Genomic DNA, 17,753 nt, shown 5'->3' on the forward strand with positions numbered 1-17,753 from the left:
GCCTCCTTCCGTCCTTCTTCCGAAGGGAACCCGGTCGCGTCAGTCCGCGACCGGGTCCCCATCCTGCTCGTCACGCCTCCGGGTCGACGACCGCCACCCGGGCGGCACGCACGATGCGCTCGCCCATCCGGTAGCCGGGCTGCAGCACCTGCTGCACCGTCGGCTCGGACACGTCGGCCGAGTGGCCGTGCATCAGCGCCTCGTGCACCTGCGGGTCGAACGGCTCGCCGGCCGCGCCGTACCGCTCGATGCCGAACCGGCCGAGGGTCGCCTCGAGCTTCTCGGCGATCGACGCGAACGGGCCGACCAGGTCACCGTGCTGGCGGGCCAGCTCGATGTCGTCGAGGACGCTGATCAGCGCCTCGGCGACCGAGGCGACGCCCTGGTCACGGGCGCCGAGGGCCTCGGCCTTCGACCGCTTCACGTACGCCGAGTACTGCTGCTCGAGGTTGTAGTAGTCGGCGTTGCGCCGCTGCAGCTCCTCGAGCCGCTCGGCCGCCAGCTTCTGCACCTCGACGAGGCCCTCCAGCACGACGGCCTCCTCAGCGGCGGACGCCGCCTGCTCGGCCTCGGCCAGCACCTGCTCCTCGGGCGTCGGCTCGCGCAGCTCGCCCGTCTCCGGGTCGATGCGGCGCTTGTCGGTCACGCGAGGCTGCTCCTCCGGGTCCGGGCCGCCGGTCCCCTGCGTCGGGTCGTCGCTCACTTCTTGTCACCCTCGTCGTCGACGATCTCGGCGTCCACCACGTCGTCGTCCTGGGGGGCGGAGGCACCCTCGGCCGGCTGCTCGCCGGCCGCGCCCTCGGGCGCCTGCTGGTTGGCCGAGTACAGCGCCTCGCCGATCTTCTGGCTGGCGGTGACCAGGGCCGTCTGCTTCGCGGTGACCTCGGCCAGGTCGTCGCCCTCGAGCGCCTTCTTCAGGTCGTCGACGGCGGAGCGGACCTCGGTCTTGACGTCGTCGGACAGCTTGTCGTCGTTGTCGGTCAGCAGCTTCTCCGTGGAGTAGACCAGCTGCTCGGCGGAGTTGCGGGTCTCCGCCTCCTCACGACGCTGCTTGTCCTCGGCGGCGTGCGCCTCGGCCTCCTTGACCATGCGGTCGATCTCGTCCTTCGGCAGGCCGGAACCGCCGGAGATCGTCATCGACTGCTCCTTGCCCGTGCCGCGGTCCTTGGCGGACACGTGCACGATGCCGTTCGCGTCGATGTCGAAGGTGACCTCGACCTGCGGGACGCCGCGCGGGGCCGGCGCGATGCCGGTCAGCTCGAACGTGCCCAGCGGCTTGTTGTCCCGCGCGAACTCGCGCTCGCCCTGGAACACCTGGATCAGCACCGACGGCTGGTTGTCCTCGGCCGTCGAGAAGATCTCGCTGCGCTTGGTCGGGATCGCGGTGTTGCGCTCGATGAGCTTGGTCATCACGCCGCCCTTGGTCTCGATGCCCAGCGACAGCGGGGTCACGTCGATCAGGAGGACGTCCTTGCGGTCACCCTTGATGACACCGGCCTGCAGCGCGGCGCCGACGGCGACGACCTCGTCCGGGTTGACGCCCTTGTTGGGCTCCTTGCCGCCGGTGAGCTCGCGCACCAGGTCGGCGACGGCCGGCATGCGGGTCGAGCCGCCGACGAGCACCACGTGGTCGATGTCCGACAGCTGGATGCCCGCGTCGCGGATGACCGCGTGGAACGGCGCCTTGGTGCGCTCGAGCAGGTCGGCCGTCATCTGCTGGAACTGCGCCCGGGTGAGCTTCTCGTCCAGGTGGATCGGGCCGTTCTCGGACATCGACAGGTACTGCAGGCTGAGGTTGGTGCTGGTCGCGGACGACAGCTCCTTCTTGGCCTGCTCCGCCGCCTCGCGCAGCCGCTGCAGCGCGATCTTGTCCTTGGCGAGGTCGACGCCGGTCGAGTTCTTCACCTGGCCGACCAGCCACTCGACGATCCGGTTGTCCCAGTCGTCGCCGCCGAGGCGGTTGTCGCCGGAGGTCGCGCGGACCTCGATCGTCGAGAAGTCGTCGTCCTTGCCCACCTCGAGCAGGGAGACGTCGAACGTGCCGCCACCGAGGTCGAAGACGAGGATGAGCTCGTCCTCCTTGCCGCGCTCCAGGCCGTAGGCCAGGGCGGCCGCGGTCGGCTCGTTCACGATGCGCAGGACGTTGAGGCCGGCGATCTGGCCGGCGTCCTTGGTCGCCTGGCGCTCGGCGTCGTTGAAGTACGCCGGGACGGTGATGACCGCGTCCGTGACGGGCTCGCCCAGGTACTCCTCGGCGTCGCGCTTCAGCTTGCCGAGCACGCGCGCGGAGATCTCCTGCGCGGTGTACTTCTTGTCATCGATCTCGGTGGTCCAGTCCGTGCCGATGTGGCGCTTGACGGACGCGATGGTCCGGTCGACGTTGGTGACCGCCTGGCGCTTGGCGACCTCACCGACGAGGACCTCGCCGGTCTTGGAGAAGGCGACGACCGAGGGGGTCGTGCGCGCGCCCTCCGCGTTGGCGATGACGGTGGGCTCCCCGCCCTCGAGGACGGCGACCACGGAGTTCGTGGTGCCCAGGTCGATGCCGACTGCTCGTGCCATGTCTGTGCTCCTTCGTCGTGCTGCGTGGTCCGGCGTCCGGGGCCGCCCCGGGACTGGGACGGCGGCGCCTTGAGCCTGCTGCGCTCAAGTCTGCGTCGGCGGTCGCTGGTTGGCAACTCCGCGGCGTCGAACTTGAGTCTGCTTGGCTCAACTACGGACCAGCGCCGCACATTCCCGGCCGCGGCCGGGACCTCACGCACCCGAGCTCGAGGGCGGCCCCTGCCGGCGGTCCGGGTCGAGGTCGGTGCTCACCGCGAGCAGGCCGACACGTCCCCGGACCCGCTGACCACCACCTCGGCGGCCCGACCCGCTAGGAGTGCCCTCCGACCTGGAGCCGGATCCCGGCGAGCAGCAGGTCGAGGCCCGCCCGGAACTGCTCGGCGTCGTCGTGCGCGGCGAACTCCTCGGCGACGTGGTGCAGGAAGGGGAAGTCGTCCTCGTCCAGGGCGAGGAGCCCCGCGCGGAACGTGGCGACGAACTCGTCGCGCTCGACCCGGCCGTCGCGCACCTCCGGCGGCGGGTCCTGACCCCGGTCGGCCGCGACGCCCACGACGTACGCCATGATCGCCGCCACCCCGTCGAACCGCTGCCGCGGCGTCAGGTCGAGCCGCATCAACTGCTGGCCCATCCGGTCGTAGAGCGTCAGCCCGTTGACCTGGGTGCCGGAGTCCTGCAGGAAGTACGCGCCGAGCCACGGCCGGTCCACCGTCGCCGCGTAGAACTCGATCGCCAGCTCGCGCAGCTCCGCGATCGGGTCGTCACCGGTGCCGAGGTGCGCGGTCCGGGCGACGACGTCGGCGAGCACGTGGTCCGCCGCGCGCTCGAGCAGCTCCTCCTTGCTCGACACGTACCAGTAGATGCTCCCGACGCCGCCGCCGAGGCGCGCCGCGAGCGCGCGGAACGTCAGGCCGGGCTCCCCCGCCTCGTCCAGCAGCGCCACGGCCTCCGCGACGACGGCCTCCATCGAGTGCGAGGAGCGCCGCCGGCCGCTCGCAGCGCGAGCACCGCCACGGCGACGGCCTGCCTCCGCCGGCGCACCCGGCGCTGCGTCGTCCCCGAACTCGTCCTTGCGCATGGTTGCACTCTACCGAACGGCGTTCTACCGTACGGAACGTTGTTCGATAACCGAACGCCGTTCCAGTAGAGGACTCCGCATGTCAGCTCTCACCGCGCCCGCGATCACGCGGACCTACCCCTCCCTCCGTGCCGCGTGGATCCCGATGGCCGCGCTCTGCCTCGCCTTCTTCGTCGAGATGGTCGACAACACCCTGCTCACGATCGCGCTGCCGACCATCGGCCGGGACCTCGGCGCCGGCACCACGGCGCTCCAGTGGGTCACGGGCGCCTACTCGCTCACCTTCGGCGGGCTGCTGCTGACGGCGGGCTCGGCCGCCGACCGGCTCGGCCGCCGCCGGGTCCTGCTCTACGGGCTCACCGCGTTCGGGCTCGTCAGCCTCCTCGCCGCGCTGGTCACCACGTCGGGCGAGCTGGTCGCGCTGCGCGCCGCGCTCGGCGTCGCCGCCGCCGCGATGGCGCCCATCACGAACTCGCTGGTGTTCCGCCTCTTCGACTCGCAGGGCCTGCGGGCGCGGGCGATGACCGTGATGATCGTCGTCGGCATGAGCGGGTTCATCCTCGGGCCGGTCCTCGGCGGCACCGCGCTGGCGCACGTCGGCTGGCAGTGGCTGCTCCTCGTCAACGCCCCGATCGCCCTCGTGGCGTGGATCGGCGTGCGCGCGGGCGTCGCTCCGGACGACCCCGCAGGCCTGACGCGCGACCGCCTCGACCTGCCCGGCTCGGTGCTGAGCATCGCCACCATCGGCCTCGCCTGCTGGACCGCCACCAGCGGCGTCGAGCACGGCTGGACGTCGGCGTGGACCTGGTCGGCGGGCATCGGTGCCGCGCTCGCGCTCGTCGGGTTCCTCCGGCACGAGCGCCGCACCGCGCACCCGATGCTCGACCTGTCCGTCTTCCGGGACGGCGTCGTCCGGGGCGCCGCGCTCGCGCAGGTCGGCACCTCGATCGCGATGGCCGGCGTCATGTTCGGCCTGATCCTGCACTTCCAGTACGCGTACGGCTGGAGCCCCGTGCGAGCCGGGCTCGCCAACCTGCCCCTGATCGCGACGATGGTCCTCGCCACACCGCTGTCCGAGGGCATGGCGAGGCGCTGGGGCCACCGCGTCGCCTGCCTCGTCGGCGCCGCGCTGCTCGCCGGGTCGCTCGGCGGGCTCGCGTGGGGCGTCGAGCACGGCTACCTCGCGATCGCCCTGCTCATGGTCACCTTCACGCTCGGCCTGCGCACGATCATGACCATCTGCGCCGTGGCCCTCGTGAGCGCGATGCCCGAGAACCGCACGTCGCTGGGCGCCGCCCTGAACGACACCGCGCAGGAGGTCGGCACGAGCGTCGGGACCGCCCTGGTCGGGACGCTCATCGCGGTCCTCGTCACGACCGTCCTGCCCGACGGCGCGTGGACCAGCGCCCTCGTGGCGTCGTTCTTCCACGGCGAGCGCGTCGTCTACACCACGCTCGCCGTCGTCGTCGGACTGGTCGCGGGCGCCGGCGCCCTGTCCCTCAGCAGCTCACGGGCGGTCGACGAGCACCCGTGAGCCGCCGCGCTCAGGCCAGGTCGACCCGGTCGGCCTGCGGCCCACGGTCGCTCTGCCGCACCTGGAACCGGACCCGGTCGCCCTCGTACAGCGCCTGCCCGTCCCGCACGACCGACACGTGCACGAACAGGTCCGGCCCGCCGTCGTCGGGCGTGATGAAGCCGAAGCCGCGGTCCGCGTCGTAGCGCGCGACGGTGCCCTGGCCACCGCGCTGCGGGGCGCGGGACGAGCGGTCCTGGCTGCCGCGGGCGGGGGCGCCGCGGCCGGGCGCGCCGCGACCGCCGCCACGGGTCGCCGAACCGCCCACCAGCCGCACGCCCTGCGCCTGCGCGCCCTTCTCGCCCTCGGAGAGGCGGAAGCTCACCCGGTCGCCCTCGGTCAGCTCGCCGACGTCCCCGGCCAGCGACCGGGCGTGCACGAAGACGTCCTGGTCCCCGGAGTCGGGCGTGATGAAGCCGAACCCCTTGCCCGCGTCGTACCAGGTCACCGTGCCGTCGGCGCCGTCGGGCCGGGCGGCCTGGCGCGGGGCCGCACCGGCGTCGGCGCCCAGCGGCAGCAGGTGGTCCGCCTGCGGCCCCTTCTCCCCCTCGACGACGAGGAACGCGACCCGCTGCCCCTCGGTGATCACGCCGCCGCCCACGATGGCGGAGCTGTGCACGAAGATCTCGGCGTCGCTGCCGTCGACCGTCGCGAAGCCGTAGCCCTTGGCCGGCTCGTACCAGGCGACGGTGCCGAGCACGCCGAGGGTGGCGTCCGCCGGGAGGTCGCCCGTGACCTTGACGCGGCGGGCCTGCGGGCCGCGGTCCCCCTCGCCGATCTCGAACTCGACCTCCTGCCCCTCGCGGAGCGACCGCGTCCCGTCGTCGTTGCCGACGATCTCGGACGCGTGCACGAACAGGTCCTCGGCGTCGTCGCCGAGGGCGAGGAAGCCGAACCCCCGCTCGGCGTCGAACCAGCGGACGGTTCCCTGGGGCACGGTGGTACTCCTCGTGTTGGTGACAGCTGCTCCCCCCAGTGTCCCCGACGCGGGTCGCGGGCACCGCCCGCGTGCCCGGGCGGTACCGTCGGCGCGTGGTCCGACGCCGCACGACCTCCGCCGCCGCGACGACGGCCCGGGCGCGCTACGCGAGGCGCCGCCGCCGCCGGGTCGCGCTCGCGGACAACGACCTGACCCCGCAGGAGTGGGACGCCCTGGTCGCGGCGTGGGCCGGGTGCGCCTACTGCCGGGCGGAGGCGGTCCCGCTGCAGCGCGACTGCGTCCTGCCGATCTCGCGCGGCGGCCGCTACACGCTGGCGAACGTGGTCCCGGCGTGCGCCTCGTGCAACGCGAGCAAGCACAACGACGAGGTCACCGGCTGGCTCCGGCGCAAGCGGCTCGGTTCCTGGTCCGGCAGGCGACGATCGTGCGCGCGCTGCTACCGGCCGACCCCGACGTCGCCTGACCCGCCACGCGAGCGGGTGTGACCAGTCGCACCCTCGGCTGCGGCGCGCCGCGCGCGTACCATTCTCCGGGCCCGCGGCACACCGCGACGGCCTCTCCCACCCCAGGACGGACGGCGCATGAGCGCGCAGACGACCACGCCCGCGAGCGAGGCCGGCGACGGCACGGACCTCGAGCAGCTCGAGCTGCCCGGCGTCGACCCCGCCGACTTCGCGACGTTCCTGCGGGTCGCGGACCAGGTCGCCGCCCTGCCGCAGACGCACGCGCAGCACTCCGCCGCGCGCCGTGCCGCGTCGGGCCTGTTCAAGGCCGCGAAGAAGCACCGCCGCGGGGAGAAGCGCCGGATGATCGCCGAGGCCGACGCCGCCGTCGTCGCCGCGACCGCGACGGGCAGCCCGGGGCGGATCGACGACGAGACCAACGGCCTCGGTCTGACGTCCGCCGCGACCGGTGCCACCGCCGGCGTCCTGCTGCGGGCGCGGGCCTGCTACGTCTGCAAGCAGGACTACACGGTCGTCGACGCGTTCTACCACCAGCTCTGCCCGGAGTGCGCGGCACTGCACCACGCCAAGCGCGACGCCCGCACCGACCTCACCGGCCGCCGCGCGCTGCTCACGGGCGGCCGCGCCAAGATCGGCATGTACATCGCGCTGCGCCTGCTGCGCGACGGCGCCGACCTGACGATCACCACCCGGTTCCCCCGCGACGCCGTCCGCCGGTTCAGCGCGATGGAGGACTCCGCCGACTGGCTGCACCGGCTGCACGTCGTCGGGATCGACCTGCGCGACCCGGCGCAGGTGGTGTCGCTCGCGGACCACGTGGCCGCGCAGGGGCCGCTGGACATCCTGATCAACAACGCCGCGCAGACGGTGCGGCGGTCCCCGGGGGCGTACTCCCGGATCGCCGAGGCCGAGCTGGCGCCGCTGGCGGACGAGCCCGCCCGCATGATCACGACGTTCGGGCGCACGAGCGACGCCCACCCGCGCGCCCTGGCGGGGTCCGTCAGCGAGCTGACCAGCCCCGCGCTGGCGATCGAGCGCGCGGCCCGGGACGCCGACGAGCTCGTCGCGCAGTCGCTGACCGCGGAGGCCGCGAGCCTGGAGCGGCTGGTCGCGGGCACGTCCATCGACGCCGGCGGGCTGGTCCCCGACGTCGCCGAGACGAACAGCTGGGTCGCCACCGTCGACGAGGTCGACCCGATGGAGCTGCTGGAGGTGCAGCTCTGCAACCAGACGGCGCCGTTCATCCTGGTCAGCCGCCTGCGACCGGCCCTGGCGGCGTCCCCCGCGCGGCGGACGTACATCGTCAACGTGTCCGCGATGGAGGGCGTGTTCGCCCGCGGGTACAAGGGTCCGGGGCACCCGCACACCAACATGAGCAAGGCCGCGCTCAACATGCTGACCCGCACCAGCGCGGCGGAGATGCTGGCCGACGGCATCCTGATGACGGCCGTGGACACCGGCTGGATCACGGACGAGCGCCCGCACCCGACCAAGGTGCGGCTGGCCGAGGAGGGCTTCCACGCCCCCCTCGACCTGGTCGACGGCGCCGCCCGGGTCTACGACCCCATCGTCCGGGGCGAGGCCGGCGAGGACCTGTACGGCTGCTTCCTCAAGGACTACGCCCGCTCGCAGTGGTGACGGCGCGCTACACCGCCGACAGCACGGGCGCGAACGGCACGATCTCCTCCTGCCCGCTGTCGACGACCAGGTAGCTGCTCTCCGGCACCTCGAGCCAGGCGCCCCGCAGGTCGCCGAGCGGCTCGGACACGACGACCCTCGTGTCGTCGGACAGCCCGTGCAGCACCGGGTTGTCGGGGTACTGGCTGCGCAGCGCCGCCACGTCGCGGTTGCGGAACAGCGAGCGCGACCGCCCCTCCGAGGAGTACCGGAACGCCCACAGCCGCTGCCCGTCGGTGGTCGCGACCGTCCCCTGCATCGGGAACGCCACGTCGTGCCGGCGCGCCACGTCCTCGACGAACCCGATGGCCGCCGCCATCGCGGCGGGCGGGTCGTCGGCCAGACCGAAGGTCAGCGCCAGGAAGAACAGCGTCTCGGAGTCGGTCGAGCCCTCGATCAGCGGGAACAGCGTCGGGTCGACCGCGAGCTGCAGGTCGCGCTTGATCGTGCTGAACCCCGCGATGGCGCCGTTGTGCACGAAGAGCCACTGCCCGTGCCGGAACGGGTGGCAGTTGGTCTGCTGCACGGGGGTCCCGGTGGTGGCCCGCACGTGCGCCAGCACCACGCCGGACCGGATGTGCAGCGCCAGCTCCCGCAGGTTCCGGTCGCTCCAGGCCGGCTCGGTGCTGCGGAACACCCCGGGGATCGGCGAGTGCTCGTCGTACCAGCCGACGCCGAAGCCGTCGCCGTTGGTCGGCTCGACCCCCAGCCTGCTCTTCTGGCTCTGCATGACGAGGGAGTTGGTGGGCTTGTAGAGCAGCTCGTCCAACGTCACCGGGGCACCGGTGTAGGCGATCCAACGGCACATGGCGGCCTCCTGTGCGCGGGGCCCACGGGCGCGGGCCCTCCACCGGCCACTGTGCCGTGGCCCCTCGCAGGCGCTACGCGTCCGCCTCCCAGCGGGACGGGACCAGGTCGGCCAGCAGCGTCCGGTGCGCCCACCGCACCCACCCGAGCGCGCTCCACCCGCCGCGTCGCACCAGCGCGTTCCACGTCTCCGGCCCGAGCACGAGCGTGACGAGGTCCGTCGCCTGGTCCGCGTCAAGACCGGCCCGGAGGACGCCGTCGCGGGCGCACGCGTCGACGAGCACCCGGTGCACGGCGCGGCGCCGCTCCTCGTCCCGGGCCGCGGCGTCGCGCAGGGCGGGCTCCCCCGCGGCGCCGAGCCGGACCAGGTCGAGCACCGCGCCGGCGCGGCCCATCAGCTCGGCGGAGCCGCGGACGTGCAGGAACACCCGGCGCGCCGGGTCGGCCTCGGCGGCGACGGCGCGCACCCAGGGCTGCGCGGCGAGGTCGACGGTGGCGTCCCGGCGGTCGGCGCCGTCGACGGCGTGGTCGAGGCAGCCGACCAGGATGTCGGCCTTGCTCGGGTACGAGTAGTACACGGTCTGCACGCCCACGCCGGCGGCCCGGGCGACCGCGGTGATGGAGGTGGTCGCGTAGCCGTGCTCGACGAACAGCGTGGTGGCGGCAGCGGCGATGCGCGCACGGGTGGCGACGGCGCGCCGCGTCCGCCCGTCGGCGTGGACGGTCCCGCTGCTGGTCACGAGCCAAACGGTAGCAGCACTACGGAATGCATCTGGTAGCACCGCTACCAGAACTGGTCGCCCCCGCGCCGAGATGACGGCTCTCGCCTGCTCGCGGCGGCGGTCGCACAGGCGGGAACTGCCATCTCGGCGCAGACCGGGGCGGGTTTCCGTAGCGGGACTACCGGTAGCGGGGTCACGCGCCCGTCGCCAGGAGGACCAGGAGCGCGAGGTTGAGGGCCACGACCAGCACCACCACGACCACCAGGGCCGCCTGCAGCCGCGGGCCGTTGGCGTACGACCCCATCAGGGACCGGTCGCGGTTCAGCCGCACCAGCGGGATCGCCGCGAACGGGATGCCGAAGCTCAGCACCACCTGGCTCACCACGAGCGTCCACGTCGGGTCGGCGCCGACCCCGAGCAGCACCAGCGCGGGGACCAGCGTGATCGCGCGCCGGGCCAGCAGCGGGATCCGCCGGTGGATCAGCCCCTCCATGACGGCGGCGCCGGCGTAGCAGCCGACCGACGTGGACGCGAGCCCCGAGGCGAGCAGCCCGATGGCGAACACGACGCCGACGACGGGGCCGAGCGCCGTGCTGATCGCCGCGTGCGCGCCCTCGATGGTGTCGGTGCCCTCGACGCCCCGCAGGTTCGCCGCCGCGAGCAGCAGCAGGCCGATGTTCACGGTCCCGGCCACCGTGAGCGCCGCGCCGACGTCCCAGCGGGTGGCACGGAGCAGGCCGTCCCGGTGCCCGTCGTCGCGCACCTGCCCGAACCGGTCCCGGCTGAGCGCCGAGTGCACGTAGATCGCGTGCGGCATGACCGTCGCGCCCAGCATCGAGGCGGCCAGCAGCACGGAGTCGGTCCCGGCGAACCGCGGCACCAGCCCGCCGAGCATCGCCGCGGGATCGGGCGGGCCGACGACCAGCCCCAGCAGGAACCCCACGACGATGACCAGCAGCAGCCCGACGACCAGCCGCTCGAAGCGGCGCTGCCCGTACCGGTCCTGCGTGGCGAGCAGCAGCATCGACACCACGCCCACCACCAGGCCGCCGAGCACGAGCGGCAGCCCGAACAGCAGGTTCAGCGCGATCGCACCGCCCACGACCTCCGCGATGTCCGTGGCGGCCGCCACCACCTCGGCCTGGGCCCAGAACGCCAGGCGCGGGCCCTTCCGCAGGCGCTGGCCCAGCACGCCGGGCAGGGAGTCGCCGGTGACGATGCCGAGCTTGGCGGACTGGTACTGCACCAGCACGGCCATGGCGTTGGCGGCGACCAGGACCCACAGCAGCAGGTAGCCGTACCGCGCGCCGGCGGTCAGGTTCGCGGCGACGTTGCCCGGGTCCACGTAGGCGATCGCGGCGACGAACGCCGGGCCGAGCAGGGGCAGCACGCGGCCGCGCGAGGTCGCACGTCGGTCGGCTGTGGCGGTCACCGCACCTCCAAGTTCGGTCGTCCGAACTCAGTCTAGGCACAGGCCGCCGCCGCCCGCGCGAGACGGCGCCGGCTCAGGCCGCGGCGGGCTCCACGTCGCGCCGCCACCGGCCGCCGACCTGGCGGAACCCGACGCGCTCGAGGTAGTCGCCCGCGCCCTGCGCGTCGGGCGTGATCACGAGCGACCGCAGGCCCGTGCCCGCGAACACGCCGCTGCGCCGGTACACGAACTCGCCGGGCGTGAAGTCGCGGAACCGCGGGGTGACGTAGTCGAGCTCGACCTCGCCGACGTCCGCGCCGGCGTCCCGCACGACCACTACGCCGACGGTCTCGTCGCCCCGGAGCACCAGGAAGGCCCAGCGTGCCGCGCCGGCACCGTCCGGCGCCGACGACCCGGGCAGCACGAACGACGGGTAGTACCGCGCGATGTCGGCGGCGTGCACGCCGAGGACGTGCCGCAGGTAGTCGTCGTCGGCGCCGACCGGCACCACCTGGTACACCTCGGCGTCGTGCCGCTCGCGGGTCAGCCGCCAGAGCCAGTACGCGTCGATCACGGCGATCACCGCGTTCATCACGGCGAACGGCCAGATGCCGACGACGGCGTTGTACGCGGCCGCGATGACCGACCCCGCGAAGTTCATCCACCGGAACCGCAGGACGCGGGCCTGCATCAGGGACACGACGACGAGGGCCGACCCGACCCACCCGATGATCTCCAGCACTGGCATGGGCGTGACGGTACCGCCCGGGACCGCGCGAGGAATCGGTAGCGTCGCTCCAGGAACAACTATTCCGTCGCCCTCGGCGAGGCTCGGCGGGACGATGACCGCATGACGGTCTCGACGACGCAGCCCCACCTGGTCCCGCTGCCGGTGCCCGCGACGCTCGACGCCCCCGGGGCGTGGCTGCTGCGGGGCCTGGTCGACGCCTCGAACGCGGTCCTGCTCGACGACTGGGGCACGCTCGACGAGGCGCGGCTGCCGGCCGAGACGCTCGCCTCCCTGCAGCACCAGGAGCACGCGGCCAAGCTGCGGTTCCTCGCGCTGGACGCCCCGGTCGACGCCGGCCCGCCGGACCCGGCGCGCGTCCTCGGCTACCTCGCGCTGCACCTGCCGCGGCAAGACAACACCCACACCGGCGACGTCGAGATCGGCGTCCGGCCCGAGCACCGCGGGCGCGGGATCGGGTCGGCCCTGCACGACCTCGCGCTGCGGACCGCCCGTGAGCACGGCAGGACGGTGCTCACGGGGGCCACCGACCAGCGCGCCGAGCCCGAGCCCGGCCCCGGGACGCTCACCCCCGGGACCGGCAGCGGCCGGGTGCGGACCGACGACCGGTCGGTCGCGTTCCTGCTGCGCCGCGGCTGGGAGCTCGAGCAGGTGGAGCGCCGCTCGGTGCTGCAGGTGCCGCTGCCGGACGGCGAGCTGGCCCGGCACGCCGACGCGGCCCGGGCCGCGGCGGGGCCCGGCTACCGCGTCGTGCAGTGGGACGACCGCTGCCCCGACGCGTGGGTCGACCAGTTCGCGCTGCTGCAGACCCGCATGAGCACCGACGCCCCGATGGGCGGGCTCGACCTGCGGGAGGACGTCTGGGACGCCGCCCGGGTCCGGGCGGCCGAGCAGCAGCACGCCGAGCGGGGGATGCGGTACCGGGTGTCCGCGGCGGTGCACGTGCCGACCGGGGCGCTGGTCGCCTTCTCGGTCCTGCTCAGCCGCCCGGACACGGAGGAGTTCCTCTACCAGGACGACACGCTGGTGCTGCGCGAGCACCGCGGCCACCGGCTGGGGATGCTGGTGAAGACGGCGAACCTGGCCCGGCTGGCCGAGGTCCAGCCCGCCGCGCGGCGGATCGCGACGTGGAACGCCGAGGAGAACGGCCCCATGCTGGCGATCAACGTGGCGCTCGGGTTCCGGCCGGCGGGCGGGTGCGGCGGCTGGCAGCTCCGGCTGGCCTGAGCCGCGACCCGGGGCAGGACCCGGCCGCTCAGCCCCCGACGACGGCCACCGCGCCCTCGTCGGCGGCGACCCGGACCCGCTGCCCGACGCCGGGCACGTCGCCCGCCGCCGGCAGGGCCGCGGTCACCGGCACCTGCTCGCCGTCGAGCAGCGCGACGACCTCGACCCGGCCGCGCCGGGCCCGCCGCCCGGTGACGACCGCGGACCGCACGGGTCCGCCCGCGGGGTGGTCGCCGGCCGCGAGCACCCGCCAGCCGCCGGGCGCGACCGCGAGCGGCTCGGCGTCCAGGAACGTCCGGTACCCGAGGAACTCCGCCACCTCCCGCGACGCCGGCCGCCGCCACAGCGCCTCCGGCTCGTCGACCTGGAGCAGCCGGCCCGCGGACATCACGGCGACCCGGTCCGCGACGGTGAACGCCTCGTCCTGGTCGTGCGTGACGAACAGCGCCGTCGTCCCGGTGGCGACCAGGACGTGCCGCAGGTCGTCGGCGAGGCGCTCGCGCAGCGACCGGTCGAGGGCGGACAGCGGCTCGTCGAGGAGCAGCAGCCGCGGGCTCGGCGCGAGCGAGCGCGCGAGCGCCACCCGCTGCCGCTCCCCGCCGGAGAGCGTCGCGACGGGCCGGGCGGCGTAGCCGGGCAGGCCGACCAGGTCGAGCAGCTCGGCGACCCGGGCGGCGCGCGCGGTCCGGTCGAGGCCGCCGAGGCCGTAGGCGACGTTGCCGGCGACGTCCCGGTGCGGGAACAGCTGGCCGTCCTGGAACACCAGCCCGAACCCGCGGCGGTGCACCGGCACCCGCGCGAGGTCGGCGCCGGCCCAGGTCACGGACCCGCCGGCCGGCGGTTCCAGCCCCGCGACGGCGCGCAGCAGCGACGACTTGCCGCAGCCGGACGGCCCGAGCAGCGCGAGCACCTGACCGGCGGGCACCTGCAGCGTCACCCCGTCCACCGCCGTCACCGACGTGGCGTCCCGGCCCGCTCCCCGGTAGCGCACGACGAGGTCGTGGACCCCCAGCCCGTCCTCGGTCACAGCTCTCCTCCCACCGGCCCGCGGAGCCGCTCCGCGAGGGCCATCACGCCGGCGGTCAGCGCGGCGAGCACCACGCCGGCGGCCAGCGCCATCCCGTAGTTGTCCGCGCCCGGCTGCCCGATCAGCCGGAAGATCACCACCGGCAGCGTCGGGCGGTCCGGCCGCGCGAGGAACGACGTGGCACCGAACTCGCCGAGCGACACCGCGAACGCGAACCCGATCGCCAGGCCCACGGACCGGGCCGCCAGGGCACCGTCGACGCCCAGCAGCACCCGGCCCGGGCCGGCGCCGAGCGTCCCGGCGGCCTCGCGCAGGCGCGGGTCGACGGCGCGCAGCACCGGCAGCACGGTGCGGACCACCAGCGGCACGGCCACGACGGCCTGCACGACCGGCACCAGCACCCCGCTGCTGCGCAGGTCGGTCTCGATGCCGAACGGGTGCCCGAGGGTCAGCAGCGCGCCGAACCCGACCGTCACCGCGGACACCCCGAGCGGCAGCATGAACACGCCGTCGAGCACGCCGACCGCGCGCCGGGCGGCCGGGGGCCGGGGCCGGCGGGACACCACGAGCGCCACCAGGCAGCCGACGACGAGGGCGAGCACGGTGGCGTCGACGGCGATCCGGAGCGAGTTGCCCAGCGCCTCCCAGACCGTGACGGTCAGGGCGTTCCGCCCTCCGGTGGTGCCGAGCGCCCGGTAGTGGTCCAGCCCCCAGCCGTCGGCGGTCCGCAGCGAGCCGGCCACCAGCGCGCCCAGCGGCAGCGCCAGCAGCACCAGCACCACGGCGGTGACCGCGGCCGGGAGCGGGTGCGGCCGGCCGGCGGCGGCGACGGCGGTGTCGACCAGGGACAGCGCCCGCTCCCGCCGGGACCGCGCCCGCCCGGCGACGGCCAGCGCGACGGCCACGACGACGACCTGCACCACGGACAGCACCGCGGCGGCGCGCAGGTCGAGGAACTGCGTCGTCTGGATCCAGATCTCGGTCTCGACGGTCCCGAACCGCATCCCGCCGAGCACCAGCACCGTGCCGAACGCCGTCGCGCAGAACAGGAACACCAGCGACGCGGCCGAGGTGATGGCCGGGGTCAGCGCGGGCAGCGTCACCGTCCGGAACGCGCGCGCGGGCGAGGCGCCCAGCGAGCGCGCCGCCTGCTCCGGGCGCGGGTCGAGCCGCTCCCACGTGCCGCCGACGGTCCGGACCACCACCGCGTAGTTGAAGAACACCAGCGCGGCGATGATCGCGGCGAAGGTGCCGTCCAGGTGCAGGAACCCGAGCGGGCCGTTCTCCCGGAGCAGCGCCCGGAAGGCGACGCCCACGACGACCGTCGGCAGCACGAACGGCACCGTGACGAACGCGCGCAGCACCCCGCGCCCGGGGAACCGGCAGCGGTACAGCACGTACGCGCCGGGCACGCCGAGCAGGACGGACAGCACGGTGCCGAGCGCGCCCTGCGCGAGCGTGAGACCGATGATCCGCCAGGTGCGCGGCCGGGCGAACACCTCGGTGAATCCGGACAGGTCCAGGGCGCCGTCGGGCACGAAGCCGCGCCCGACGAGGGCCAGGACCGGCCACGCGAAGAACACGCCGAGGAACACCAGCGGCACCGCCGCGGCGACCGTCCAGGCCGCGGCTCGCCCCACAGCCCAGCCCGGCGCCGGCGGGCGGAGCGGGCCGGGTCCCGGGCGCGCCGCCGTCCCCGTCCGGCGGGTGCCGGACGGGGACGGCCGCGTGGTGGTGCTCACGGGTCCCCGGCGTCGCTCAGCCGGTGACCAGGTCGGTCCACTCGCGGACCCAGTCGTCGCGGTGCGCGGCGATGTCGTCGAGCGGCACCTCGTACGGCTCCTCGGCGAGCGGCGCCCACTGCGCCCAGGACTCGGGCAGGTCGACGGCCGTGCTGACCGGGTACATGTACATCGAGCCCGGGATGTCGGCCTGCACCTCGTCGGAGAGCAGCCAGTCGACCAGCTGCTGCGCGCCCTCGGGGTTCTGCGCGCCGGCCAGGACGCCCGCGTACTCGACCTGCCGGAAGCAGGTGCCGAGCATCGCGCCGGTGGTCGGCTCGGTGCCGCCCTCGGGGACGGTCTCCGGCGGCGAGGACGCGTAGGACAGCGCGATCGGCCGGGGGCCGCCCCCGCCGCCGCCGGAGAAGTCGGTGTAGTAGGCGTCCGACCAGCCCTCGGCGACCTTCAGCCCGTTGGCGCGCAGGTCGGTCCAGTACTGCTGCCAGCCGTCCTCGCCGAACGCGCCGACGGTCGCCAGCAGGAACGCGAGGCCCGGGCTGCTGGTGGCGGCGTTGGTCACGACGGTGAGGTCCGCGTACTGCGGGTCGGTGAGGTCCTCGAGCGTGGTCGGCTCGGGGATGCCCTGCGCCGTGAACCAGGCGTGGTCGACGTTCAGGCAGACGTCGCCGCGGTCGATCGCGGTCAGCGAGCCCGACGCGTCCGGCGCGTACGCCGCGGCGTCGGCGGCCGCGGGTGCCGACGACTCGTAGGGCTGCAGCACGCCCTCGTCGATCGCCCGGGAGGCGAACGTGTTGTCGATGCCGTAGACCACGTCGCCCAGCGGGGCGTCCTTGGTGAGGATGAGCTGGTTGACCAGCGCCCCGCCGTCGCCCGGGGCGACCTGCGTGACCGTCAGGCCGGACTCCTGCTCGAACTGCTCCAGCAGGCCGTCGCTCACGTGGAACGAGTCGTGCGTGACCAGGGTGACGGTGCCGGCGGCGTCCGTGCCGTCGTCGGTGGCCGTGCCCGACCCGCCACCGGCGACGGAGCAGGCGGTCAGGGCCAGGGCCGTCGCCGCGAGACCCGCGGGGACGGCGAGCCGGTGGGTCCGGCGGTGTGCGCGCGTGCGCGCCATGGTGGTTCCTCCTCGATGTGCACCGAGGGGGCCGCCGCGCGCTGCCGTGCGGCCCGGGCGCGACGCCCGCGGAGCACGACGGCACGAGGCGACTGAGATTCCCGACTCCCTACGCCGGTGCTAACCGGATCAGGTTCGAGGGTCTGCGGTCCGTCCGCACTCTCAGCGTCGGTCGGGCCGCGGCTTCTCGCGCGACCCGGGACGCTCCCCTGTCGTTCGCGCCGACCTTACACCGCCCGCGCCCGGGCGTCGGTGCCCGCTCACGACCCGCTCACGACCCGCTCACGACCCGCGCGTGACCTGCGGGCCCGTACGGGCAGGGCTAGCGTGGGCGCGTACCCGACCCGACGCAACGCCCGACCCAGGAGGTCCCGTGGCCGACGAAGAAGCCCAGTCCACGTTCGCCAAGATCACCGGCCTGGTCGTCGCCGGCGCCGTCGCCTGGCTGGCCGGCAAGGCCGTCGACGCCGCGTGGAAGGCGGCCTCGGGCCACAAGCCGCCGAAGCCCGAGGACGACGCCACCGACATCCGGATCAGCGAGGTCGTCCTGGCCGCCGCCATCACCTCGGGCGCCGTGTCGCTCGCCCGGGTGTTCGCGACCCGCGGCACCAAGAAGTTCGTCCAGCGCGTCGACAAGAACCGCCGCCTCCCGGGCTGACCACCA

General features: G+C 74.5%; 16 protein-coding genes and 1 riboswitch. Of the genes, 5 read left to right on the forward strand and 11 right to left on the reverse strand.

The genetic code is table 11. The features are described 5' to 3' along the window. Positions 1-70 precede the first annotated feature (70 nt). From ACWPWW_RS10180 to ACWPWW_RS10190, 3 genes are all read right to left on the reverse strand, one after another. Entirely contained in the window at positions 71-703 is a 633-nt protein-coding gene (locus ACWPWW_RS10180; protein ID WP_454050189.1) for a nucleotide exchange factor GrpE, read from the reverse strand. Further along, on the reverse strand, positions 700-2,562 hold the full coding sequence (dnaK, locus tag ACWPWW_RS10185) for a molecular chaperone DnaK (RefSeq protein ID WP_454050190.1): 1,863 nt from the start codon (positions 2,560-2,562) through the stop codon (positions 700-702). Before dnaK ends, ACWPWW_RS10180 begins: the two co-directional genes overlap by 4 nt. Before the next feature lie 310 nt (positions 2,563-2,872). Further along, positions 2,873-3,637, reverse strand: a complete 765-nt coding sequence (locus ACWPWW_RS10190; RefSeq protein ID WP_454050191.1) for a TetR/AcrR family transcriptional regulator — start codon at positions 3,635-3,637, stop codon at positions 2,873-2,875. Between the two features lie 79 nt (positions 3,638-3,716). On the opposite strand from ACWPWW_RS10190, the gene ACWPWW_RS10195 reads away from it, so the two are divergent. After that, positions 3,717-5,171 (forward strand): MFS transporter, encoded by a 1,455-nt coding sequence (locus ACWPWW_RS10195; RefSeq protein WP_454050192.1) that lies wholly within the window; start codon positions 3,717-3,719, stop codon positions 5,169-5,171. A gap of 10 nt (positions 5,172-5,181) precedes the next feature. On the opposite strand, the gene ACWPWW_RS10200 is transcribed toward ACWPWW_RS10195, so the two are convergent. Next, positions 5,182-6,147, reverse strand: a complete 966-nt coding sequence (locus ACWPWW_RS10200; protein ID WP_454050193.1) for a cold-shock protein — start codon at positions 6,145-6,147, stop codon at positions 5,182-5,184. Positions 6,148-6,242: 95 nt separating this feature from the next. On the opposite strand from ACWPWW_RS10200, the gene ACWPWW_RS10205 reads away from it, so the two are divergent. Together ACWPWW_RS10205 and ACWPWW_RS10210 are read left to right on the forward strand one after the other, a co-directional pair. Then, a complete protein-coding gene (locus ACWPWW_RS10205; protein WP_454050194.1) occupies positions 6,243-6,635 on the forward strand; it encodes an HNH endonuclease in 393 nt (130 codons plus the stop codon). 96 nt (positions 6,636-6,731) lie between these two features. Continuing rightward, positions 6,732-8,252 carry an SDR family NAD(P)-dependent oxidoreductase gene (locus tag ACWPWW_RS10210; protein ID WP_454050195.1) on the forward strand — a complete coding sequence of 507 codons (1,521 nt, stop codon included), beginning with the start codon at positions 6,732-6,734 and terminating at the stop codon, positions 8,250-8,252. Positions 8,253-8,259: 7 nt separating this feature from the next. Here ACWPWW_RS10210 and ACWPWW_RS10215 read toward each other — a convergent pair whose 3' ends face one another. The 4 genes from ACWPWW_RS10215 to ACWPWW_RS10230 all read right to left on the reverse strand — a co-directional run bounded on the left by ACWPWW_RS10215 (position 8,260) and on the right by ACWPWW_RS10230 (position 11,979). Further along, positions 8,260-9,099, reverse strand: coding sequence for a class II glutamine amidotransferase (locus ACWPWW_RS10215; protein WP_454050196.1), 840 nt, complete (start codon positions 9,097-9,099; stop codon positions 8,260-8,262). A gap of 73 nt (positions 9,100-9,172) precedes the next feature. Then, complete coding sequence (locus ACWPWW_RS10220; RefSeq protein WP_454050197.1) at positions 9,173-9,838, reverse strand: TetR/AcrR family transcriptional regulator; 666 nt, start codon at positions 9,836-9,838, stop codon at positions 9,173-9,175. Between the two features lie 175 nt (positions 9,839-10,013). Further along, on the reverse strand, positions 10,014-11,252 hold the full coding sequence (locus ACWPWW_RS10225) for an Nramp family divalent metal transporter (RefSeq protein ID WP_454050198.1): 1,239 nt from the start codon (positions 11,250-11,252) through the stop codon (positions 10,014-10,016). Positions 11,253-11,325: 73 nt separating this feature from the next. Continuing rightward, positions 11,326-11,979 carry a hypothetical protein gene (locus tag ACWPWW_RS10230; protein WP_454050199.1) on the reverse strand — a complete coding sequence of 218 codons (654 nt, stop codon included), beginning with the start codon at positions 11,977-11,979 and terminating at the stop codon, positions 11,326-11,328. Between the two features lie 102 nt (positions 11,980-12,081). Between ACWPWW_RS10230 and ACWPWW_RS10235 the strand changes: the two genes are divergently transcribed. After that, positions 12,082-13,206: an N-acetyltransferase family protein gene (locus ACWPWW_RS10235; protein WP_454050200.1), complete on the forward strand. Its 1,125-nt coding sequence runs from the start codon at positions 12,082-12,084 to the stop codon at positions 13,204-13,206. Between the two features lie 28 nt (positions 13,207-13,234). Here the strand turns inward: ACWPWW_RS10235 and ACWPWW_RS10240 are convergent, their stop codons facing one another. From ACWPWW_RS10240 to ACWPWW_RS10250, 3 genes are read right to left on the reverse strand one after another with little or no spacing between them, the layout of a single operon-like run. Further along, a complete protein-coding gene (locus ACWPWW_RS10240) occupies positions 13,235-14,233 on the reverse strand; it encodes an ABC transporter ATP-binding protein (RefSeq protein ID WP_454050201.1) in 999 nt (332 codons plus the stop codon). Next, on the reverse strand, positions 14,230-15,975 hold the full coding sequence (locus ACWPWW_RS10245) for an ABC transporter permease (RefSeq protein ID WP_454050202.1): 1,746 nt from the start codon (positions 15,973-15,975) through the stop codon (positions 14,230-14,232). The genes ACWPWW_RS10240 and ACWPWW_RS10245 overlap by 4 nt, the downstream gene beginning before the upstream one ends. A 16-nt stretch (positions 15,976-15,991) precedes the next feature. Next, entirely contained in the window at positions 15,992-17,089 is a 1,098-nt protein-coding gene (locus ACWPWW_RS10250) for a thiamine ABC transporter substrate-binding protein (RefSeq protein WP_454050203.1), read from the reverse strand. 89 nt (positions 17,090-17,178) lie between these two features. Beyond that, a riboswitch (TPP riboswitch) is annotated at positions 17,179-17,310 on the reverse strand. Positions 17,311-17,462: 152 nt separating this feature from the next. Here ACWPWW_RS10250 and ACWPWW_RS10255 point away from each other — a divergent pair. Then, on the forward strand, positions 17,463-17,747 hold the full coding sequence (locus tag ACWPWW_RS10255; RefSeq protein ID WP_454050204.1) for a DUF4235 domain-containing protein: 285 nt from the start codon (positions 17,463-17,465) through the stop codon (positions 17,745-17,747). Positions 17,748-17,753: the final 6 nt, after the last annotated feature.

Source organism: Cellulomonas sp. Marseille-Q8402 (genome assembly GCF_965119525.1).